Annotated in this window: 31 protein-coding genes and 1 pseudogene; 6 read left to right on the top strand and 26 right to left on the bottom strand. The window is 62.1% G+C overall.

Features of this window, described 5'->3' with window-relative positions; genetic code table 11:
• Window positions 1–401, bottom strand: a pseudogene (locus M1L36_RS20485) (hypothetical protein); the annotation flags it as partial.
• A 9-nt stretch (window positions 402–410) separates the two neighbouring features.
• Window positions 411–1,424: a LamG-like jellyroll fold domain-containing protein gene (locus M1L36_RS20490; protein ID WP_250875616.1), complete on the bottom strand. Its 1,014-nt coding sequence runs from the start codon at window positions 1,422–1,424 to the stop codon at window positions 411–413.
• A 167-nt stretch (window positions 1,425–1,591) separates the two neighbouring features.
• Between M1L36_RS20490 and M1L36_RS20495 the strand changes: the two genes are divergently transcribed.
• Window positions 1,592–1,786 carry a hypothetical protein gene (locus M1L36_RS20495; protein WP_250875617.1) on the top strand — a complete coding sequence of 65 codons (195 nt, stop codon included), beginning with the start codon at window positions 1,592–1,594 and terminating at the stop codon, window positions 1,784–1,786.
• A 2-nt stretch (window positions 1,787–1,788) separates the two neighbouring features.
• On the opposite strand, the gene M1L36_RS20500 is transcribed toward M1L36_RS20495, so the two are convergent.
• The 13 genes from M1L36_RS20500 to M1L36_RS20560 form a co-directional block, all read right to left on the bottom strand.
• Window positions 1,789–2,304, bottom strand: a complete 516-nt coding sequence (locus M1L36_RS20500) for a hypothetical protein (RefSeq protein WP_250875618.1) — start codon at window positions 2,302–2,304, stop codon at window positions 1,789–1,791.
• Window positions 2,301–2,600 carry a hypothetical protein gene (locus M1L36_RS20505; protein ID WP_250875619.1) on the bottom strand — a complete coding sequence of 100 codons (300 nt, stop codon included), beginning with the start codon at window positions 2,598–2,600 and terminating at the stop codon, window positions 2,301–2,303. The genes M1L36_RS20500 and M1L36_RS20505 overlap by 4 nt, the downstream gene beginning before the upstream one ends.
• A complete protein-coding gene (locus M1L36_RS20510) occupies window positions 2,597–2,962 on the bottom strand; it encodes a hypothetical protein (RefSeq protein WP_250875620.1) in 366 nt (121 codons plus the stop codon). Before M1L36_RS20510 ends, M1L36_RS20505 begins: the two co-directional genes overlap by 4 nt.
• 3 nt (window positions 2,963–2,965) lie before the next feature.
• A complete protein-coding gene (locus M1L36_RS20515) occupies window positions 2,966–4,681 on the bottom strand; it encodes a hypothetical protein (protein ID WP_250875621.1) in 1,716 nt (571 codons plus the stop codon).
• 111 nt (window positions 4,682–4,792) lie between these two features.
• Complete coding sequence (locus M1L36_RS20520) at window positions 4,793–5,062, bottom strand: hypothetical protein (RefSeq protein ID WP_250875622.1); 270 nt, start codon at window positions 5,060–5,062, stop codon at window positions 4,793–4,795.
• Entirely contained in the window at window positions 5,059–5,307 is a 249-nt protein-coding gene (locus M1L36_RS20525) for a hypothetical protein (RefSeq protein WP_250875623.1), read from the bottom strand. The genes M1L36_RS20520 and M1L36_RS20525 overlap by 4 nt, the downstream gene beginning before the upstream one ends.
• A complete protein-coding gene (locus M1L36_RS20530) occupies window positions 5,307–8,558 on the bottom strand; it encodes a hypothetical protein (RefSeq protein WP_250875624.1) in 3,252 nt (1,083 codons plus the stop codon). The genes M1L36_RS20525 and M1L36_RS20530 overlap by 1 nt, the downstream gene beginning before the upstream one ends.
• Complete coding sequence (locus M1L36_RS20535; RefSeq protein ID WP_250875625.1) at window positions 8,559–9,362, bottom strand: hypothetical protein; 804 nt, start codon at window positions 9,360–9,362, stop codon at window positions 8,559–8,561.
• Window positions 9,362–9,673 carry a hypothetical protein gene (locus tag M1L36_RS20540; protein WP_250875626.1) on the bottom strand — a complete coding sequence of 104 codons (312 nt, stop codon included), beginning with the start codon at window positions 9,671–9,673 and terminating at the stop codon, window positions 9,362–9,364. The genes M1L36_RS20535 and M1L36_RS20540 overlap by 1 nt, the downstream gene beginning before the upstream one ends.
• Complete coding sequence (locus M1L36_RS20545) at window positions 9,670–10,218, bottom strand: hypothetical protein (RefSeq protein WP_250875627.1); 549 nt, start codon at window positions 10,216–10,218, stop codon at window positions 9,670–9,672. The genes M1L36_RS20540 and M1L36_RS20545 overlap by 4 nt, the downstream gene beginning before the upstream one ends.
• A gap of 18 nt (window positions 10,219–10,236) precedes the next feature.
• Entirely contained in the window at window positions 10,237–10,602 is a 366-nt protein-coding gene (locus M1L36_RS20550; RefSeq protein ID WP_250875628.1) for a hypothetical protein, read from the bottom strand.
• Window positions 10,602–11,054 carry a hypothetical protein gene (locus M1L36_RS20555; protein WP_250875629.1) on the bottom strand — a complete coding sequence of 151 codons (453 nt, stop codon included), beginning with the start codon at window positions 11,052–11,054 and terminating at the stop codon, window positions 10,602–10,604. Before M1L36_RS20555 ends, M1L36_RS20550 begins: the two co-directional genes overlap by 1 nt.
• 50 nt (window positions 11,055–11,104) lie before the next feature.
• Window positions 11,105–11,512, bottom strand: a complete 408-nt coding sequence (locus M1L36_RS20560) for a hypothetical protein (protein ID WP_250875630.1) — start codon at window positions 11,510–11,512, stop codon at window positions 11,105–11,107.
• 146 nt (window positions 11,513–11,658) lie between these two features.
• Between M1L36_RS20560 and M1L36_RS20565 the strand changes: the two genes are divergently transcribed.
• The 3 genes from M1L36_RS20565 to M1L36_RS20575 are packed head-to-tail and all read left to right on the top strand — an operon-like array spanning window position 11,659 to window position 13,217.
• Complete coding sequence (locus tag M1L36_RS20565; protein WP_250875631.1) at window positions 11,659–11,847, top strand: hypothetical protein; 189 nt, start codon at window positions 11,659–11,661, stop codon at window positions 11,845–11,847.
• Between the two features lie 2 nt (window positions 11,848–11,849).
• On the top strand, window positions 11,850–12,338 hold the full coding sequence (locus M1L36_RS20570) for a hypothetical protein (protein ID WP_250875632.1): 489 nt from the start codon (window positions 11,850–11,852) through the stop codon (window positions 12,336–12,338).
• The gene (locus M1L36_RS20575; protein ID WP_250875633.1) at window positions 12,339–13,217 is read left to right on the top strand and encodes a hypothetical protein; all 879 of its coding nucleotides are present in this window, start codon (window positions 12,339–12,341) and stop codon (window positions 13,215–13,217) included.
• Between the two features lie 146 nt (window positions 13,218–13,363).
• On the opposite strand, the gene M1L36_RS20580 is transcribed toward M1L36_RS20575, so the two are convergent.
• Window positions 13,364–13,579, bottom strand: a complete 216-nt coding sequence (locus M1L36_RS20580) for a hypothetical protein (protein WP_250875634.1) — start codon at window positions 13,577–13,579, stop codon at window positions 13,364–13,366.
• A gap of 78 nt (window positions 13,580–13,657) precedes the next feature.
• On the opposite strand from M1L36_RS20580, the gene M1L36_RS20585 reads away from it, so the two are divergent.
• On the top strand, window positions 13,658–14,401 hold the full coding sequence (locus M1L36_RS20585; RefSeq protein WP_250875635.1) for a class I SAM-dependent methyltransferase: 744 nt from the start codon (window positions 13,658–13,660) through the stop codon (window positions 14,399–14,401).
• A gap of 256 nt (window positions 14,402–14,657) precedes the next feature.
• Window positions 14,658–15,320 carry a tyrosine-type recombinase/integrase gene (locus M1L36_RS20590; RefSeq protein WP_250875646.1) on the top strand — a complete coding sequence of 221 codons (663 nt, stop codon included), beginning with the start codon at window positions 14,658–14,660 and terminating at the stop codon, window positions 15,318–15,320.
• 319 nt (window positions 15,321–15,639) lie between these two features.
• Here M1L36_RS20590 and M1L36_RS20595 read toward each other — a convergent pair whose 3' ends face one another.
• The 10 genes from M1L36_RS20595 to M1L36_RS20640 all read right to left on the bottom strand — a co-directional run.
• Window positions 15,640–15,969: a hypothetical protein gene (locus M1L36_RS20595; RefSeq protein ID WP_250875636.1), complete on the bottom strand. Its 330-nt coding sequence runs from the start codon at window positions 15,967–15,969 to the stop codon at window positions 15,640–15,642.
• Window positions 15,962–16,165 (bottom strand): hypothetical protein, encoded by a 204-nt coding sequence (locus M1L36_RS20600; protein ID WP_250875637.1) that lies wholly within the window; start codon window positions 16,163–16,165, stop codon window positions 15,962–15,964. The genes M1L36_RS20595 and M1L36_RS20600 overlap by 8 nt, the downstream gene beginning before the upstream one ends.
• 210 nt (window positions 16,166–16,375) lie before the next feature.
• Window positions 16,376–16,630 (bottom strand): hypothetical protein, encoded by a 255-nt coding sequence (locus M1L36_RS20605; protein ID WP_250875638.1) that lies wholly within the window; start codon window positions 16,628–16,630, stop codon window positions 16,376–16,378.
• Window positions 16,623–16,811 carry a hypothetical protein gene (locus M1L36_RS20610; protein WP_250875639.1) on the bottom strand — a complete coding sequence of 63 codons (189 nt, stop codon included), beginning with the start codon at window positions 16,809–16,811 and terminating at the stop codon, window positions 16,623–16,625. The genes M1L36_RS20605 and M1L36_RS20610 overlap by 8 nt, the downstream gene beginning before the upstream one ends.
• Window positions 16,808–17,017: a hypothetical protein gene (locus M1L36_RS20615; RefSeq protein ID WP_250875640.1), complete on the bottom strand. Its 210-nt coding sequence runs from the start codon at window positions 17,015–17,017 to the stop codon at window positions 16,808–16,810. Before M1L36_RS20615 ends, M1L36_RS20610 begins: the two co-directional genes overlap by 4 nt.
• The gene (locus M1L36_RS20620; RefSeq protein ID WP_250875641.1) at window positions 17,014–17,289 is read right to left on the bottom strand and encodes a hypothetical protein; all 276 of its coding nucleotides are present in this window, start codon (window positions 17,287–17,289) and stop codon (window positions 17,014–17,016) included. Before M1L36_RS20620 ends, M1L36_RS20615 begins: the two co-directional genes overlap by 4 nt.
• Window positions 17,286–17,456, bottom strand: a complete 171-nt coding sequence (locus M1L36_RS20625; RefSeq protein ID WP_250875642.1) for a hypothetical protein — start codon at window positions 17,454–17,456, stop codon at window positions 17,286–17,288. Before M1L36_RS20625 ends, M1L36_RS20620 begins: the two co-directional genes overlap by 4 nt.
• A 123-nt stretch (window positions 17,457–17,579) precedes the next feature.
• Window positions 17,580–17,813, bottom strand: a complete 234-nt coding sequence (locus M1L36_RS20630) for a hypothetical protein (protein WP_250875643.1) — start codon at window positions 17,811–17,813, stop codon at window positions 17,580–17,582.
• Entirely contained in the window at window positions 17,806–17,949 is a 144-nt protein-coding gene (locus M1L36_RS20635; protein WP_250875644.1) for a hypothetical protein, read from the bottom strand. The genes M1L36_RS20630 and M1L36_RS20635 overlap by 8 nt, the downstream gene beginning before the upstream one ends.
• 4 nt (window positions 17,950–17,953) lie before the next feature.
• Window positions 17,954–18,193: hypothetical protein (locus tag M1L36_RS20640; RefSeq protein WP_250875645.1), on the bottom strand; the 240-nt coding region annotated here is incomplete at its 5' end.

Here is an 18,193-nt window from a genome sequence, read left to right on the forward strand (position 1 = left end):
TCAGTGCCTTCGGACGGTTTAACGTGTTCGTGCCCCGGTCCGACCGACAGTCGCTCTGTGTGTACCGCTGGAACCGGTTGGGCGTTAGACCCGACCTCCCGACTGTTCCAGCTGTCGTTCTCGGCGTAATAATCGACGCTCGTGTCCGTCGCCATGTAGAGGTTGCCGTCAGCCTTCGAGACGGTGTCCTTCGCCGAGTCTGGCCCAAGCCAGACGCCGTCAGCAACTTTGAAGGGCTGATTAAGCATCGCTCCCCCCGAGAGGCTCTGCTCGCCGTCTCCAGTCGCTGCGCTGGTGAGCGCGGTCGCCGCGGCGGCGGTTCCGCCGAGCGCCTTCAGGATGGTGCGACGCCGCAGCAGCGTCGAGTCGGTTCCGTCGGTGTTCGTGTTGTCGGATGTCATAACTCATTGTCACAGTCGTCGGATAACGGTCAGTGCCGCACCTGCCACCGTCACCAGCAAGGCGAGCGGCGCGATCTGGAACGCGAGTCCAAGGTCCCCACCGAACTCGCCGAGCATCCCGCCACTCTCATACGAGCCGCTGGCGACAATCGCCGCTGCGCCGTCGTAGGTCTCTGAGAGGATGATGTCGCCGCCACGAGTCGCGAAGTCAGTGCCGGCGTCGAGCGTGGTCGCTGCGAAGCCGTCGACCCACGTCCCGCCAGTGATCGTGCCAGTTCCGTAGCCGTAGAACTGGAGCGTGTCGCCCTCGCCTGCATCGTACATGATGCGGAGGTCTGCCGGCGTGTCGAGCGGCTTGACAGGGTCGTTCCGGAGCGTTGCCCGCTCCGAGCTGTTCAGCGCAGTGTCCGCCCACACGCGGGTCTCCTCGAACGTGCCGTCCCAGTTCGACGTCGAGAAGTTCGGAGCTGGGCCGCCCAGCGTCGCGGTCTCTGTTGTGTCGCTGCCGTTGACCGAGAGCGTCACGTCGTCACCGCTCTGCGTGAGACAGACGTGCGTTAGCCCGCCAGTGGCGGTTGCGTTCTGCTGGACGAGTGCAGACTTCCGCGTTCCGTCATCGTACGTCCAGCCGGTCCACTGGCCGTTCTGAAGACCGATGTAACTGGACTCGTCGATGAAGAACGCAGTGCGGTTCACGCTCGCCGAACCGTTGATTGATAGCCACGTGCAAGTCGTCTGGTTGCTCTGGAGTTCGGGAGCAGGTCCAGAGAACGAGTCAGCGCCGCCATTGAGCTGGAGTGCGTAGCCGGTCGTATCCTTGACGGTAACGTCGCTGAGTTCAGCGCCGCCCTGAAGGTACGACCCACTCTTGACGCTAGCCGACCCGTCCTCGACACTGTACGTGCCGCTGAACGTGCCGGACTCCGCTTGTGGGACTCCAACGACTGCACTGACGATGAACAGCCCCACAGCAAGAATGACCGCGCCTCGGACCAGGCCGGTGGCGAACCCTTCGCTCTCCACGGCCTACTGTCTGCGCGCGTTCACGCGCTCGTGTGGATATTGAGTAGTCGTTACAACCATGGTTACAAGACCTTTCTAGGGCTTTATATGTTCTTCCCGCAAATCATGACGAAGTCATGATTGTCTGGCGTCGCAACACTTACTTGCCGCGTTGAATAAGGAGTAATATGGCAACGAGACAGCGCACTCCGTGGGTGTTCCGCGCTTGGGACAAGTTGGAGTGGTACTCTTTTCTCGCGATTTCCGGCTACCTTCTGGCCTACATGGCAGTCTTCGAGTTCTTCCCCGAGTACCGCTATGAAGTCAGCTTGCCTCTAATCTTGGCCGAAGAAGCAGCTTACTCGGCGTTGAATCTCATCTGAGCCTACTCTTCGGCTTCTAGTAGCCCCATCGACGTCACACCGATTGCGACAACCATCAACCCGAACCCAGCGTAGCCGTTGAGCTGCGCGACGGACCACGCAGCCGGCATCGCGAGAAAGCCAAAGAAAAACTTGTAGTAGCCTTCGAACGGCTTGCTTCGCGCCGTCTTCTCTGCTTCGCCATAGCTGGGCCTGTAGTCACTCACGTCGCCGCCGATAGTGTAGACGCCCCACGCGACGAACAGTAGCGAGTTCTCCAGTGACAGCGGTGGTGCCGCCCCGACAGCAAGCGCAATCAGTCCGACGGTCAACCCGACGATGACCGGCGCGAGGCCGATCCAGCGGTCGACGAGTCTGGACGTCTCGGCATCCAACTCAGCGTACGCGTCGAGTCGCCTCCAGTCAACCCGCGTTGACCGGGCGAACGGCGCTGCGGCCGCGACGTGTGTCAACTCGTGGGCGGGCGCGGCGAGGACGATAGCCAACGCACCGAGCACGGTCGCCACCAGCAGGCTCATCTGCCCGCCACCGCGCGGGTGTAGATGATATAGCCCACTGCCGCCAGCGCGAGCACGAGGCCGATGACGGCGAAGCGGGCGACTGCTGGCGGTGCCAGTGCGATGGTCAGTCCGCCGCAAATCATCAGCAGCACCATCGTGATTCGCGCGGACCCGCCGTAGTTGTAGTACGCGAAGCCCAGCGGGCCGAAGAACAGCAGGGCAAACATCGGCAGTCCCAGCGTGTCAACGAACGGCCCGAGCAGGGCATCCCAGAACTCGCCGGCTTGCCACTGGTCGGCGTACTCCTGCATCATGAGAGAATCCTCCCCGAGATGACCTGGAGGATGTCTAACCCGACGAACAGGTACAGCGGTGCGAACAGGAATGTGACAAGCACGGCTGGAACTCCTAGATTAGAGAACATCAGTGGTGCGGCTATCACAATCCCGAAGATCGTCACCAGTGTCGTCGCGGCGCTAATCACCCCATTGACGAAGTTGTCGAGCGCGCTGCGGTCGGAGGCGATGCTTCGGGCTTCGTCTTCGGCCTGGTCGATCTGCTGGTCGCCGCCCACTGTCGGGTTTGCCCCGATAGCAGGGCCGATGCCCGTCGCGGTGACGAGGCCGGCAGCGGCGTTGAGCATCACGAGGAAGACCATGATGTTGGTTGAACGCATGGATTACGCACCTATTGGCTCGCTTTCGCTGAAGGCGGTCATCACGCCGTAGCCGAGTGCGACGAGAATGAACAGCGCACTAATCTCGCCGGGGAGCCAGTCGGCGAACCACAGCACTCCAGCTGCGGCAGGGATGGTAATCGCCCCTGCGGCGACGTTCGTCCGTGAGAACAGCCCGCCCATGACCAGCAGCGCAGCAACGCTGAACACGTTTTTCCAGTGGTCGTCGAGCGGCACGCCGGGGATGTACTTCCCCGTCCCGAGTGGTATCGAGCCGCGGTAGGTCTCGCCGTTGCGCGTTACTTCGTAGTCGACGACCCATGACGCAGTCGAGTTCTGGGGGATGTCGACGGTCGCGCCGTACTGTCCGAGGTCGTTTGCTGTATCGGTGAACAGTACATTGCTCTCGTTCGTTCGCTCGTGGATTGTCACGTCCAGCTCCGAGGTCGCGCCGCTGGGGTCGGAGTAGTTGAACTTGATTTCATCCGACCCGGTGATGTTCGCGTTGACGCTGTACGTCGCGTTCTCGGTGTCTTCGCCGAAGAAGAACTGAAGGCTCCCGACGGTCAACTCGACGACTCCCGGCGAGTTCGCCGTGTACGACCCGAGCACGCGCTCGTCGCCCCGGTCGTTGCGAATCAACAATCGGTATCGCTCTCCCTGCTCCAACGTGGCGGGGAAGCGCCCGCCAGCGCCGAAGTAGTCCCCAGCGATGGTTTTGTACTCCAAGGTTCCATCGTCGTTCGAGTCGATGCCGGCCTTGATGTACAACTGTGTGTTTTCGGTGCTGAACCTGCCGGTGTTGTCGGATAGTACGAACTCGTTTTCGACAGAACTCTCACTTTCGTTCAGGAGGTAAACGCTCTGTTGCTCTATGAGCGAGTCGATGATTACGCGGCGCGACTCGTACCCGTCGGCGTTGACGTCGACGACGAGTGACTGTTCGGGGGGGATGCCGCTCATGCTAATCACGCCGTCGCCGTTGTCGTCGCTGCGCTCAACGATGGTATCCTCGCCATAGAACCGCGCGGTGATGTTCGCGCCAGTCACCGTTTCCGCGGTGTTCTCGTCGTAGACGAACAGATCCCGTGCTGTGTCGCCACGGAAGTTGTCGGCATATCCATCGTTGTATCCGGCCGACTCAACCTGAACCTCGTCGAAGCTAGTGCCGGGGTTCGCGAACTCGTTGCCGCTTGAGCTGTCGATAACATTCCCGCTGGCGTCGAGCATCTGAAGCCCGAAGGTCCCGGCTTCGTAGTCGATTTTAGTGATGACGATTCGCTGCCATCCCGTGTCATACACGTCGGCACCTTGCCAACTGGAGCCGTCCCAGTATTTGACGACCGTCGAGTCCTCGGTCCGGAGGCGGATGACGTTCGTACCGTCTTGCTTCCAGTTGATTCGAATGTCAGCGCCCGCATTCTCTGGCTTGCTGGCGAATGCGAGTTCGCCATAGGAGTCTGCGGGGATGTCACGGCTAATGCTGGCGGTCTGCCCCGGGACGTACAATTTCGAATTGCCGTCGGTCGCTGCCGGGCTGGTGCCGGTCTCGACGCTGAAGTTCTGCGTATCACCGGTCCACTCTGCGAGGTCGCCGTCTTCGAACGAATCGAACGTTACGGCCGTCTGTGACTGTGCAGAGGTTTGGACTGCTGCGACACTGAGAACGGACAGCAAAAGCAGCGCCGCCACCGCGAGTTTGCCATACTCAATCTGCATTGGTCCCTCCGCGGGTCAGCTCCCGAAGCTTCTCTCGCGCATCGTCGTCAAGGCAGTCTTCGAGCTGCAATTCGTCCGGGCCGCGTCCGCGGAGATACTTGTTCTCCGGCATCAGCGCGCCCCCGAGATGAACCGTTCGAACTTGATTGCATAGACGAACACGAACAGGATGCCGGCGAAGCCGAAGCCAAGCGGCCCCCAGACCAGCGCGATGCTCATCGTCCGGTCGACGATGCCGGGGTTGACCGGCGTGTCGTCGCTCTGGACCGTGGGGTCGTTCGAGGCCACGTCGCCGATCTCTTCGAGGACCGGCGCGACGCCCGCGAAGAACGCCGCGAGCGTGACGAGCACAACGACCATGACGACCATCGCTCGAATCATCGCCCCCCTCGCGAGTCGAAGATTGAGCCAGCGACAAGGCCGAGCGCGCCTGCAACGATGGCGAAGAAGGGCGCGAACGTCCACATCTGCGTGGCGTACTCTCTCCCCTCTGCGGCGTTCTGCGTTGTCGTGGTGTTGGTTGAGAGCGCGAACATGTCGGCGACTGCGCCATCGAGCAGGCCCCACATGAGCGAGAACGCTGCGAGCGCGGCCACGAACACGACGATGCGGTAAGCGAGCCCCATTAGAGGATGTCCTCCAGATCGTCGAGGCCGTCACGCTGCGCGCGCGTACTCCCGGCGTCGCCGAACAGGCCGTCCAGTCCTTCGCGTGCATCGCCGCCGCCGATGCCGAAGTCGGAGCCGACTGCGTCATCGAGCAACTCGTCGGGGTCGGCGATGGGGTTGACGAACGCACGGTCGAACGCGCCGTCGTCAACCGCGAACAAGTCCTCCGTTCGGTCCTCGCCGCCGAACTCAAGGTCGAAGTCACGCCGCCGCTCGCGACGTGATTCGCGCTCGAACTCGCGAAGTACCTCGTTCCGCGCTTCGATTTCCTGCGCGGTCTCTTGGAACAGCTCTTGTCGCGTCTCCTGTCGCGTCTCCTGCCGCGTTTCGAGTTCCTGCTCGAACTCTTGGACGGCTTCCTGCTCGCGTTCGAGCACTCCCTCGAACTCCTGTTCGCGGACGCTCTCACTGGTGCCGTCGAGGAGGCTGTCGATCTCTTGGCGGCTGTCGAGTTCCTGCGCCAGTTCCTGGTCCAGCGCCGTGGTCTCTTCGCCCAGCACCTCCGAACGGCGGGCGACGCCGAGTAACTCGTCAATCTCGGTTGTCGTCTCCGCCTCAGTTCGGAGCAGTGGTTCGGTTAGTTCGGCATCGAGGAGGTCGCTCTGCGCGCGTGCGGCATCGAACTCGGCGTCGACGTCGAACGAACTGTCAATGTCTGCGTCCAAGTCTAGGGAGTCGTCCGCTTCGGTCAGGTCGCGGAACAACGAGAAGTCCTCTCCGACCGGGTCAGCGGAGCCTTGGCCGCCACGGTACGCGAACTGCTCGTCGGTCTCAAACGCGGCCTGGACTGGGTCGGCCGTCGCGGGGTCATCGATGACGAACTGTTCGTCGCGCCCGAACGGGTCGGTCTGTTGCTGCGCGTCGTCGAACATGGCGCGCTGCATGTCGCGGCCGGCTTCGGCGAACCGCTGAAGCTCGAACTGTGCTTGGTCGAGGTCCTGTTGTGCAGGGTCGATGTCGCCGAAGCTGTTGAAATCCTCGTCGATTTCGATGGTCTGCCGCCCTTCCGGGACGAGTGACGCCTGCGCGCGTGACGTGCCGGAGAAGGCGTCTCGAACGCTGTCTGCGGCACTCCGGCCAGCGCTTCGCGCCGTCGTCAATGTCGCGGAAGCCGACGGCGCAGAGATGCCCGCCTGGCTCGCAATGAGCTTCGCGGCCTCTTCCCCGGGCTGAATCGCCGCGGCGGCCGCCCGGCTCGCAGTCGCGCCACCGAAGCGCTGGGCGGCACCCAGCACACCGAACGAGGCCGCGGTTGAGCCTCCTAGCTCCCCAAGGAACTCGGCCGGTCGCGACTTCACATCAGTTGCGAGGGCGTCGATAGTGGCCTCTGCGGCATCTTTCGTCCGCTCGTTGAACTCTTCACTGCGCCCCTCCACGTCGGCCGCGAGCTTCGCGCCGACGAACTCGGTGCCTTCGTCGACCGTCCGGGTGAGCTGCGGGACGTTCGTCACGGCCAGTCCGCCGCGGATTGCGCCTTCGGTGAAGCGCGTCCCGATGCCGTCCTCCCCACCGCCGTACTCGGCGGGGACGGCCATGAACGTCCGTTCGGCGGCCTCTTCGGCCGCAACGTCGAACGAGTCGCTGAGGGTGTCCGCCGCGCCTTGGACCTCCTGTTCGAACGTGTTGCCCGACAGCGGGTTGACGAGTTGGAAGTCGCCAAAGTCCTCGTCGGGGTCCGTCCTGACGCCGGGCGCACGGTCAACCGGGTCGCGGTCCTGTGCGGCCGCGAGGTCTTCGGCGAGTTGCTCGTCGACGTCGGTGAGTTCGAACACGCGGTCGCCCTCGTCGTTGCGCGTCGCCTGGACGGTGAACTCGTCGCGAGAGATGTCGCGCTGAATCTCGCCCTCCAACTCCTCCTCGATGGACCGGGTGGCGAACTCTTGCTCCGCACTCTCGGTGAGCGCGCCGACGAACTGGCCGCCCTCGCCACGCGAGACGGTGAAGTCCTCTCCGGGCGTGAGGTCATAGCCGAGCGACTCCTCAAACGACCGCTCGATTTCGTCACTCGCGAGGGTCTGCTGGAAGTCCTCGGTGAGCGCGCCGACGAACTGGCCGTCCTCGTTCTGCTCGACGACGAAGTCCTCGCCGACTTCGAGCTGTGGCGTGCCGGCGAGGTCGGCGCTGCCGATGGCACTGGAGATGTCCGACCGTTCGGACACCTCGCCGACGAGGTCTTGGCTGAGTTGCTCGCCGATCTGCTCGGTGGCGAGTCGTTCTCGGGCATCCTCGGTCAGTGTCGGAACAAAGCCTTCTTCGACCTCGCGGAAGGCCACATCTCCGGGGTCAACCCCCGGAGTTGCGTCCGCAATTTCCCGTCGCGCTTGGTCGCGCTGGGCGTCCGGCGAGATGCGGCCCTGAATCACGCCGCCATCCTCCGAGAACTCGATGTCTTCGCGTGTGAACGGCGACTCGTCGCTGAGCAGTTGGTCAGCAACGCGGTCGCGCTGCGCGTCGTCGGTCAGGCCGATGTCGAACCGACCCTCCTCGTTCCGCGTCGCATACAGCTCGTCCACATCGACGTCGGAGTTCGCAGCGACCTCTTCTCGCGCTTCCAGTTCGGTCGGGTTGAAGCCAAGGCGCTCTTTTGCGCTCGCGAGTAGCGACGCCTCCAGCGTGTTGCTGCCCTGGTCGAAGTCAACGCGGATGTCGTCGCGGTCTAGGGCATCCGCACCGTACTCCTCGCGCAGATCGCCAAGGAACTCGTTTTCGAGGTCGCGAGCGGCATCACCGCGCAGACCACGAAGCGTCTCGTCGCCCTGGACGCTCTCGATAAACTCGTCCGACTGCTGCTGAAGCGCAGCGTCAATGTTCTGCTGTCGGGCCGCCTCCTCGCGCTGCGCGTTGAGTTGGTTGTCGAGTGTCTGCTGGTCCTCGAACACCTCGCGCTGGCGGTTCGTCACGCTGCCTCCAGTCGACTGCCCGCCGGTCGAGAAGTCACCGGTCGACTGCCCGCCCGTTGTCGGGTCGGGGCTGGTCGCGCCGTCCGGTGGCGCAGGCGTTGCGGGCGCACTGCCCGCCGCGGGGTCGGAGTCGCCCCCGGCGATGCGGCCGTAGTCGTCTCCCTGCCGCTGCTGGGCCTGCTGGGACTCTTCGTCGTCCTCAACGAGCCGGCCGTAGTCGTCCCCGCGGCGCTCGCGCTCTTGCTGGTCGTCCTGCGTTTCTCCACCGCCACTGCCACCGGACAGTTGCGAGAACTCGTCGCGGGGCATTTAGACCCACCCCAGAAGCATCGGACGGGCCATCGTCTCGATCATCAGGCCGACCGAGACACTGCCACCGCCGCCTCCGCCGCCCCCTGCCGAGACGCCGATATAACAGGCGATAGCGCCGGCCATGAACGCGGCGAGCAGGCCAACCTGCTGTTTCAGGGAACCAAACGCCTTGTGCGCTTCTGCGGCGCGGCGGGCGTCGTCGGCCGCCCGGCGCGGCGTCTCAGGCGTCCCGGAGGATTTGAGCACGTTGACAGCTCCGCGGATGTCGACGAGCTGGCGACCGCTGGGGATGGTCGTGAACGGGTTGACGAACTCAATCAGGCGGTTCGCGTTCTGCATCCGGCCGACAACGGCGCGGTCGCGGAGTTGCTCGATGGTGAACTCCTCGTCCGGGGAGATGATACCCCCGTCGGCGACCTTCTTGCCGTACTCCTCGCCCATCTTCGCCGTAATGGGGTCAACGACGGCCGTGGAGTCTTCATACGCAATGCCGAACGGTTTGCCGAACAGGCGGCTCATTGCGCCCTTCGGGTCTTCCCAGACACGTTCGTCGTCTTCGTCGTCGAGGTCGACCGCGTCGACCTTCTTCTCGTCGTCGTACTCCGTGGCGTGGAGGTCGTACTCCCCGCTCCGCCGGAGTTCGAGAATCCAGCGCCCACCCATGCGGATGCCGCTCTTCACGAAGAACTCAGAGAGGTCCGTCCGGAGCGACTTCGGCAGTGCCGGCCCGAGAGCGAACATCAGAATCGGCCCGACAAGACAGCCCGCGAAGAACACTGTCGCGGTCATGATGAGGCTCATTATGCACTCACCTCCTGCCCGCCGGGACCGCCTCTAACGATATGGTAGACTTCCGCAAGCATCGGCGAAACAGTCCAGAACATCATCGTCCACGCAAATCCTTGCACGAGCATCTCGATAGCGAAGGGGCCGGCTTGAACGGTCATCGCGTCCATGAACTCGGCCGCCTCTGTCTCGGTCATGGAGTTGTGAAGCGCCATGATAATCAACAACTGCTGGAGGAGGAGTGCCGCAAACACCGGGACGCGGCCAAGGAACTCTTTGTAGCCGTCCGAGGACGTAAAGCGGAGCGTCGAACCGAGTATACTCATGAGAACAGCCCTCCGAACAGGCCGCCGTCGTTGTTCTGCCCGCCGGCCTCAGTCTTCCGCACCGAGACCTGGTCGGCGATCTTGTCCTGCTGCCACCCGTCGACCGAGCGCGAGGAACGGAAGAAGAACGCCATCAGCGTACTCTCCAGCTGCGTCTTCTGGCGCTGCGTGAGCGCCTTCTTGCCGTCGTCGATGTCTCCGAGGAGCGCCCGACGGAGCGTTCCCTGAAGCATCGAGTCCTCCGGCGGGTGGTCGCATTCGACGTACCGGACGATGTTTCGAGCGAGGTACTTCGCCTCCTCGCGGTCTGCGTCCTTGACGCGCCCGAGCAGGAAGTCCTGGCTGAGCAGGTTCTGAACCGCCTGCGCGGTCTGCATGTCGACGCCGGTCGCCGTCAGGGCTTCGAGGAACTCCGCGGTCTGGAGTTCGTTCTTCCGCCGCGCGGGCGGGCGCATCTTCATTGACCCAGTCGAGGGGGCCGGCTTGGCTGCCTTCTGGGTGGTCGGTGCCGTCTTCGTCGAGTGTCCGTTCGTGTTGGGATTCATCGGTTGATTCGTGTTGAGTTATTTGTACGGCCCCGAGGGGTCGTTGTAGCGCTGTGAGCGCTCACGCTCGGGGTTAGAGTCGCGCAGTGCGTCGCCGAGAGTCTCGCTGGCGAACCGGGTCGCGTTCTTGTCGGGGAGCTTCCCGAGGACGGCCGCGAGGCCGAAGATAGCCATCAGGATAGCGCCACCGACACACAGGAACGCAAGCGCGGGTTGCTGGAACGACTGGGCGTCTTGCTGGACGTTGAACGCAGAGACCGACAAGACAGCCCAGATAACCATCGTTGGGAACGCTGCGAGGCGCTCGTCGAGTTTTCGCGTGAGCGTCACCCACGTCCCGAGGAACGCGAAGACGAGCAGCGTCTGAAAGAGCATCGCGAGCATTAGGCCCACCTCCCGGCGACGGCGAGCAGAAGCAAGACCAGTGCAGCAGGCAGGATTGAGAACGTCGAGACGGTGAGCGTCCCGGACGTGAGGTCCATGACCGTGCGTGCCTGCGCGGGTTTCACGCGGGCGGTGTAGTCGATTTGCGCCTCTGCGCCGTCGGTGACTTTCTGCGAAGAGTTGTTCCAGGCGATATTGCCTGTGTCACCGTCGAATTCGTAGTCGTCGCCTTCGTTGAGGTTCTGACTGTCGCTCGTGATGGTTTCGTTGTCGTAGTAGCGTTCTGCTGTCTGGTCGACTGTCGAGCCGTTCTCGACGTCGATGGTCAGCGTTTCAGAAAACGACTCGTTCTGTGCGGGTATCTCGTTGTAACCGGCGGACACGGCAGTAATGCCGAGGCCGACGACGACTGCAATGGCGACTAAGCCGTACAGTGCTTGCTGGAGCTTCATTGGATCGCTAAGAAATGCTGGGTTGCGGCGTTAGCCGCCTTGGGAGCCGCTTAGATCCCCCGAATCACGTTGAGGACGAGTGCGGCGACGACGACGATGAGCACGATAGGCGCGAGCTCGAATGCCGTCGCGGTGAGCGACTCGACCTGGTCGGAGGCGTTCGCCAGCGGGCCGGTCGAGTTGGGCAGAGCGTCGAAGATCTGCCCGACGACGAGGACGCCAACGGCGAGGGTGACGGCGACCTGAATCATCATCGAGAACCGGCTCGTCATCTGCCCCGTGCGGAGCGTACGCGTCGCCTCCTCGCGCGAGGCCGTGCCGCGAACCTTCGAGCCGTTGTCGTAGGTTTCTGCAACTGCGTTCTTGACCGCCGCAGTCGCTCGCTGGATGTACTGTTCTTCGGAAGTATCGTTGCCAACCGCGCCCCCGCGCGGCATCTCGGCATGGCTGCCAGCCATGATGTTAAGACATTCCTAGAACGCTATAAGTCCAGCGTGGAATACATGACTTGTTCATGACTACGTCATGACTCGGTCATGACCTAGCAGAAAAATCTGGTTAGCCGACGCATTTATGAAGTTTCTCACAAAGTCATGACTGTATCATGACCCGACTGAAACGCGAGCGGGATTTTGGCACGTTCAAGGTCCAGAAGTCCGGGAATAGCCATGTCGTAACCCTGTCGCGGAACCTCGACGGCGAGCAGTTCCCGAACTTCCAGGGCGACGAACTCCGCGAAATCCTCGTCGACGACGGCGACGAACAGTACATCAAACTCGTCCCCTCGGAGTGACCATGCGCGGCCAGCACAACAACGACGGCGAGAACTCCTCACGGCCGCGAAAGCTGATTCATGACGCCCAAGAGTACGCATACAAGTGGCACGAGGTCTGTCTCCGCGTGCACCAGGGTGTTGCGGACGTCGACCCCGACCTCGCGACGCGGATGTTCCATTCCGCGGTCCTGAACTACTGGACGCAGATGCGCCGGTTCTCCGAAGAACCACGGGTCAAAGGCCAGTGGGAAGACGAAGCGCTCTGGGAGGACGGGGAGGAGGATGTGACGCTGTCGGACATCGGCGACCGCTACCGATTCGCCTCGACGACTGAGCAGCTCTCCGAGTACGATGTTGCCGGAGGGGAGGACGTTCAGACCGAGTCGATGCCCGTTTGCCTGTCGGTCGGGCAGTCCACGAGACTGCTGGACAAGCTGGACAACATCGCTCACACGCTGGCATTCGACGCCCAGCCCGGCGAAAAGGAAGGCGCTCCGCAGGTGGTCTAAGTGGCATCTGCACAGGCGAACGTCCCCGAGACTGTCGAGAAGAACGTCGTCCTCAAGCACTGCGCCTGGAACCGGATGCACAGGCATAATCAGAACTGGATGGCCGCGTTCTGCGGCGAGACCGGGTCCGGGAAGTCGATGGCCGCACTTCGCGTTTGTGAAGTGCTGGACCCCGACTTCGGGATGGACCAAGTCGCGTTCAGCGTGGAGGAAGTGCTTGAGCTGGTCGTTGACGACAGCTATGGCCCCGGCTCGATGATCCTGTTCGAGGAGGCCAGTGTCGGCGCGAGCAATCACAACTGGTACGAGAAGGCGAATCAGGTGCTCGGGCAGGTGATGGAAACGTGGCGACACCAGAACCGCGGGCTTGTCTTCACGTTGCCCGCCTTCAGCCGCCTCGACAAGACGGCACGGTCGCGAGTCCACAACTACGCCGCCATGAAAGAGATCGACCGCATCCGCAAACTGAGTGCGGGGAAGTTCTACAACGTCGAGGAGGACGAGTTCAGCGGCGAGTTGCGTCGTCCGTTCCCCCGAATCAACGGCGTGAAATACGAGTGGATGAAGTTCAACCTCCCCTCCGCAGATTTGACGCAGCGCTATGAAGCGCGCAAGAGTGAGTTCACCACCGACCTCAATCAGGAACTCCTCGACGAACTCCGCGAGGAGAACGCTGAGGAGGAAGACGACGAGTTAACTCCGAAGGATGTGGTGACGGAAATAGACAGGAGCAACTCTCTCTCGGACTATATCAAAACTATACCGTCAGGCGACTACATCGACCGCGACCTCCTTCGGGCCGAATACGGCGTGAGCGAAGCGGAGTCAAAACAAGTGAAATCGCTGTTAGTCAAGGAGTTCGATTTGGAGGTGATGTAGGGGTGTCCCCCTCCCCCTCCCCATACCCCGCACACTAAGCACAGTGGAGATAAGCGCGACCCCAGAAATCCCTGTTCAGTGGCTACAGTGTGGCTACGAGGCATATTCTGGAAAATAACCGTCGTGGAGTGGCATCTTCCGGGGCTTCACCCCCGGAGTCGGACCCGAAGGTTGGCCATCCACTGGCGGGAAGCCGTGTAGATCACCGCCGACCCGAGAAGATGGTAGCAGTTGTAGCTGGTTCGCGCCGCGAGGTACTCTGGCGTCAGCGGGAAGCCACCAAGTGCGAGCTCGACGAACGCCACCGCCGCTGAGAACAGCGCGGTGGGGAGGAGCACCCACGCCTCGCGTGCGCGAACCATGAGGAACGAACAACGAGCAGCGCGTTAGTGTTCTGGACTAGCCGCAACATTTCTAGTGGCTGAATCATTCTCGAATGTATGAGCATCGAGCAGTCACGAATCCAGACGGCAATCAGCAACCCGCGGAAGGCGCTGAGACATCTGATTGGGCGCGTGAGGCACGCCGTTGGCGTTCGTCAAGCGGGCAGTCAACGCGCGTACTACGAGCGCTACGTCGACGAGTCGTTCCTGACCGACAACCCCGCCATCGGCCACGAAGGACAGTGGTCGCTGATGGCCGACTGGCAGTTCCGGATGGTCCGCGACGCCGGTCTGGCCGTCGACGATTCGATGCTCGACGTCGGCTGTGGCCCACTGCGCGGCGGCCAGCGATTCATCGACTTCCTCGACGTTGGGCGGTATCACGGCATGGACATCAGTGCCGAAGGGCTGCGGGCCGGGCGCGATCTCCTCCGTCGAGAGGGCCTCGTCGAGAAGCGGCCGAACCTGATTCACAACTCCGACCTCACATTCCGCGAGCCCGAACTGGCCGGCGAGACGTTCGACGTCGTGCTCGCCCAGAGCGTTATCACGCACTTGGACCGTGAGCAGACCGTCGAGTTGTTCGAGCATCTCCCGAACGTCCTCGACGAGCAGGGGCAGTTCATCGCGACGTTCTTCGAGGATTCGAGTTACTCGGCGAACCACAACGGCCGGACGTTCCGGTACCCCGTTGACCTGCTGTCGGACCTCTGTGCGGAGAACGGCCTGCACTTCGAACGACACTCGCCAGCGGAGCCCCACCCGAACGGCCACGAGTTGATGCGGGTGACCCACCGATGACGGTCCACGTCCTTGACTCGCCGGTCGGGGAGACAGAAGTCATGGCTTCGACGCCCTCGCGTGCGCGTGAGATACTCGCCGCGGAGCTGGGCGTCGACGTCTCGGAAGTTACTGTTCGGTAGTCACCACGTCTGAATCGGCCTGCATGAGATTCCCCCATTCGCGTGCAGATTCTCGCCGAACCGCTGCTCTCAGCGTCACCAATAGCCGCAACTGTAATGGTTCGTTGAACTCGATTCTCGTAACGAGTACAGTCGTGAGATTGGACGATTACAACGAGAAAGACGGGAAACGCGTGTGGCTCACTGCCGAGGAGCTGGAGCAGTTCATCGAGGCGGCGAAAGACCCCCAGCAACGCGTCGCGTTCATGCTCGGCGGGAAGGCGGGACTCCGGCGCTCGGAGATTACGTCGGTCACGCCCAACGACTTCAACCACGGGCCGCCGGGCTTCGTGCGCGTGTGGTCAGACTACGCGAAGCGTGACAAATACCGCGAGGCACCTATCCCCACTGAGTTGGAGCACATTGTCTCGACTCTCAGCCACGGTGAAGCCCCGGATGAACCGGTTGTAGACGTGGCTGGAACCACGGTGTACCGCTGGGTCCGTCGAGCTGCCGAAGCAATGCACGCAGAGACGAACGACAAGGGCTGGTCCTTCCTCGACGTCCACGATCTGCGTCGGTCCTGGGGCGGACATCTGCTCTGGAACTGCGGCGTCCTACCGACCGTCGTGATGGAGTTCGGTGGCTGGACCGACTGGGACACGTTCACCGAGCACTACATGGGCGAGATAACACCCGAGGCCGCACAGCGCGAACGCGGGAAGATAGATTACATGGGCGGCGAGTCGAACGCCGAGACGGATATGGTGTTTACACCCAAGTCACCGGCCGCTCAGCAGACGTACATGCGGAATTAGAACGTCTCTGCTTCCATAACGGACTATTGGCGGTGTTGTGAACAATCACCACATGGCCAAACGCCCGCCGTCTGGCGTTTCCACCTTTTCGGCCTACGTTCTCGGACACTCCGATTCGTCGAACCGGCACACAGCGGGGCGGTGGCTATGTCGGCGAATCCCCACGAACACGACAGTCGATTCCGCGCCTACGCGTGCGCGAGTCAGAATAGAATCAGCGTCGAGGCCGCGCCGACCGCGACCGTCCCGAGCAGCGTCCCGGCCAGGATGACTCGGTCGTACCGTTCGAGCTGCACCGTTCGTCGTTGCTCTGTATCGCTCATTCAGGAACCTCTGCTGGCAGCGCCCAGCGTCGTTTCGAGATGTGGTCCTCGGTGACTTGGTCCTCGAGACCGCAGCGGTCGCACCGAACCGTCTCCCACCGGACGTAACCAGTCGTCTCTATCTCGCCAGTGTTCTCAGTCGCGTGGTAGCCGCGCGAGCACAGCATCTCGCCACGGCGATCTTCAGGGAGCCAGTTCCACCACGTCGAGAACACCAGTGCCAGCACGACGACTGTGCCGACGATAGCTGCTGACCAGAACAGCAGCATCAGTGGCGGCTCTGCGTTCACTGCGACGGATTCCGAGGCAACTTGCCAGTCAGGCACGTCGGACCACACTCTCGATTCGTGTATAGAACTCTGCGGCCAACACGCCGAAGATGGCCAGCAGCAGCATTGCGTGAAAACGGTTCTCCTCTTTCTCGTGTTCTGTTGCCCAGAGGTAGTGTTTAGCCACGACCAGCAGGGCGTGAAGACACACCAACCCGAAGCCGATGCCGAGATACAGGTGAAGTTGATTCATACGTATCAGGCCTCTTTCGGCCAGTTGGTGAGGTCTTCTTCATCGTCCGAATCGTCGAAGTGGCAAACCAAGCCATAGGCACCAGCAGCCACGAGTGTCCCCGCCCAGAACGTCGGCGAAGTCATCGGCACACCCAGTGCGATGAGAAGGCCGCTCGTTACTGCACCTCCAACCCACGGCGTCGCGGCTCCGATAGGCTTCGAATCCATCTCAATCACCACCCACCCGGTCGGCCCACTGGTCCGGTTTCACGACCAGATAGACGAATGCGGCGATCCCATAGAGTGCTGGGATGAAGAGCAATCCGCAAAGGAACATCCAGACAGCGACCGGCGGTGCCGGGTCGTTAGGCAGCTGCTCCATCGAAAACCACAGCGCGAATGGTGCGATTGTGACGAGCAGCGCCGTCATTGGCGTCTCCCGGAAGAACTGTCGGTAGGTTCGTTCCGTCTCTGATTCAGTCATCGATCACAATTCCTCCAGCTTCGCATTCGGGACAGCCGACCGTCTGGAGGTTCAGTCTGCCCTCAACGTGCAGGTTCGAATCGACGTCTTCGTTCCCGCACTCAGGGCAGCGAAGCCAGTCCCCAACGGACACTCGGCCGTCGTAACGCTGTTTCAGTTCCTCTCCGTCTGCGTCACTCACGCCGAACCACCACACGGTTCCAGCGTGCCGACCGACGCGGTCGACGGGAATGCGTCGCCGGGTTCCAGCTCGACACGATCTCCTTCGGAGTCCATCCCGGCACCATCTCGGTGGTGCCAGTAGACGTCGAAGGAAACGAACACGCGCTCGCACCGCAGGCAGTGAAACATGTTGTTCGTTTCGTCGTGGAACTCAGCGAGGCTCATTGCGGAGTACCCCACTTGTACCGGAACGCCGCTCGAAGGGGCATCGACAACACGATGACTGCAATCGCCATCGTGACGATAGTCGACGTGAGTTCCTTCGACCCGACCGCGGCCTGCTGACACGCGGCCTCCGAAGCACACTGAAGCCCGCCCGCACCAGGGGTCGAACCGGTGAACATCATCGCGCCGGCCAGTCCCAGACCGAGGACCGGAACGGCCGCGAGAGCCCAATTCGAACGCTGTGTCGTGTCCTCTCCGTCTGACTCACTCATCGGCGAATCACCGCCGCGAGGCCGAACACTGTCGAGGCCGCCACCACGCCGATGGCGAACCCGCGTTTCCACGCCCGCTCGCTCGCACGCTGGCGAAGAGTGATGGCGCGGTCCGCTTCGATGAACCGCAGGCTTCGGGAACTGTCGTCGAGGACGTCGACCACCACCGGAGCGGATGCACCACTGGTCGCTATACTTTCAGAGCGTTTTTCGTCGTCTTCATTCATGTTACTGACTCGCATTTTCTCGTTATAATGAGTTTCGGCTATCGCTGCGTCACTGCTTCTTCTTTACCAGACATCTTCGAAGTAAGTCCTCCCTGAGATTAGTAGCAATGCGCCACCGACAGAACACCAAAGGATACCGTCCATGTCGGTCGTTTCCCCAGTGTAGACCATATGGGCGAAGTTCAACCCGACGAGCATCGAAAGCGAACCGAGGGCGAACGTCATCGCAATCGCCATCTTCTGCGGGTCGGGCATCTGGCTCCACCGAAACAGCCCCGTCTCTTCTACGTCACTCATCGTCCTCAAGCTCCCTCGCGTTCTTCCGGCTGTGGAACGCGGCTTTTCGCCACTCCATCGACATCCGACCGCTGGTCTCGCGAGCGCGTCGGTCGTACTTCTGAGCCTGTTCAACCATCCATTCGGTGCTGAGCATCTTTCTAAGCGTCATTGTCCTTGGCAAGCGGGTGGAAGTCCGCAATGTCTGTCTCTCGTACCTCGTCGAGCACGATGTTCGTGTGGTCGACGTGGTGCGTACACTCGTGGAGGTAGCTGCGGATAGCCTCCGGTGTCACTTCGTCTGGGTTGAAGTCGACCGCGACGTAGGTCCGCTCCGTCTCGCGTCCTTCTCTAGCGGTCATGTTCGACCACCGCCACCGAGATTGTCTCCCCGGCGTATT

The organism is Halomarina rubra (assembly GCF_023699475.1).
In the GTDB taxonomy this organism is placed as follows: Archaea; Halobacteriota; Halobacteria; order Halobacteriales; family Haloarculaceae; genus Halomarina; species Halomarina rubra.

Excerpts from the sequence above, each read along its gene's own strand:
- M1L36_RS20570 (WP_250875632.1), top strand. The coding sequence starts at position 11,850 with ATGCGCGGCCAGCACAACAACGACGGCGAGAACTCCTCACGGCCGCGA.
- M1L36_RS20495 (WP_250875617.1), top strand. The coding sequence starts at position 1,592 with ATGGCAACGAGACAGCGCACTCCGTGGGTGTTCCGCGCTTGGGACAAG.
- M1L36_RS20520 (WP_250875622.1), bottom strand. The coding sequence starts at position 5,062 with ATGATTCGAGCGATGGTCGTCATGGTCGTTGTGCTCGTCACGCTCGCG.
- M1L36_RS20500 (WP_250875618.1), bottom strand. The coding sequence starts at position 2,304 with ATGAGCCTGCTGGTGGCGACCGTGCTCGGTGCGTTGGCTATCGTCCTC.
- M1L36_RS20515 (WP_250875621.1), bottom strand. The coding sequence starts at position 4,681 with ATGCAGATTGAGTATGGCAAACTCGCGGTGGCGGCGCTGCTTTTGCTG.
- M1L36_RS20510 (WP_250875620.1), bottom strand. The coding sequence starts at position 2,962 with ATGCGTTCAACCAACATCATGGTCTTCCTCGTGATGCTCAACGCCGCT.
- M1L36_RS20540 (WP_250875626.1), bottom strand. The coding sequence starts at position 9,673 with ATGAGTATACTCGGTTCGACGCTCCGCTTTACGTCCTCGGACGGCTAC.
- M1L36_RS20525 (WP_250875623.1), bottom strand. The coding sequence starts at position 5,307 with ATGGGGCTCGCTTACCGCATCGTCGTGTTCGTGGCCGCGCTCGCAGCG.
- M1L36_RS20565 (WP_250875631.1), top strand. The coding sequence starts at position 11,659 with ATGACCCGACTGAAACGCGAGCGGGATTTTGGCACGTTCAAGGTCCAG.
- M1L36_RS20585 (WP_250875635.1), top strand. The coding sequence starts at position 13,658 with ATGAGCATCGAGCAGTCACGAATCCAGACGGCAATCAGCAACCCGCGG.
- M1L36_RS20635 (WP_250875644.1), bottom strand. The coding sequence starts at position 17,949 with ATGCTCAGCACCGAATGGATGGTTGAACAGGCTCAGAAGTACGACCGA.
- M1L36_RS20600 (WP_250875637.1), bottom strand. The coding sequence starts at position 16,165 with ATGAATCAACTTCACCTGTATCTCGGCATCGGCTTCGGGTTGGTGTGT.
- M1L36_RS20560 (WP_250875630.1), bottom strand. The coding sequence starts at position 11,512 with ATGGCTGGCAGCCATGCCGAGATGCCGCGCGGGGGCGCGGTTGGCAAC.
- M1L36_RS20580 (WP_250875634.1), bottom strand. The coding sequence starts at position 13,579 with ATGGTTCGCGCACGCGAGGCGTGGGTGCTCCTCCCCACCGCGCTGTTC.
- M1L36_RS20535 (WP_250875625.1), bottom strand. The coding sequence starts at position 9,362 with ATGAGCCTCATCATGACCGCGACAGTGTTCTTCGCGGGCTGTCTTGTC.
- M1L36_RS20505 (WP_250875619.1), bottom strand. The coding sequence starts at position 2,600 with ATGATGCAGGAGTACGCCGACCAGTGGCAAGCCGGCGAGTTCTGGGAT.
- M1L36_RS20620 (WP_250875641.1), bottom strand. The coding sequence starts at position 17,289 with ATGAGTGAGTCAGACGGAGAGGACACGACACAGCGTTCGAATTGGGCT.
- M1L36_RS20605 (WP_250875638.1), bottom strand. The coding sequence starts at position 16,630 with ATGACTGAATCAGAGACGGAACGAACCTACCGACAGTTCTTCCGGGAG.
- M1L36_RS20555 (WP_250875629.1), bottom strand. The coding sequence starts at position 11,054 with ATGAAGCTCCAGCAAGCACTGTACGGCTTAGTCGCCATTGCAGTCGTC.
- M1L36_RS20615 (WP_250875640.1), bottom strand. The coding sequence starts at position 17,017 with ATGAGCCTCGCTGAGTTCCACGACGAAACGAACAACATGTTTCACTGC.
- M1L36_RS20550 (WP_250875628.1), bottom strand. The coding sequence starts at position 10,602 with ATGCTCGCGATGCTCTTTCAGACGCTGCTCGTCTTCGCGTTCCTCGGG.
- M1L36_RS20530 (WP_250875624.1), bottom strand. The coding sequence starts at position 8,558 with ATGCCCCGCGACGAGTTCTCGCAACTGTCCGGTGGCAGTGGCGGTGGA.
- M1L36_RS20545 (WP_250875627.1), bottom strand. The coding sequence starts at position 10,218 with ATGAATCCCAACACGAACGGACACTCGACGAAGACGGCACCGACCACC.
- M1L36_RS20630 (WP_250875643.1), bottom strand. The coding sequence starts at position 17,813 with ATGAGTGACGTAGAAGAGACGGGGCTGTTTCGGTGGAGCCAGATGCCC.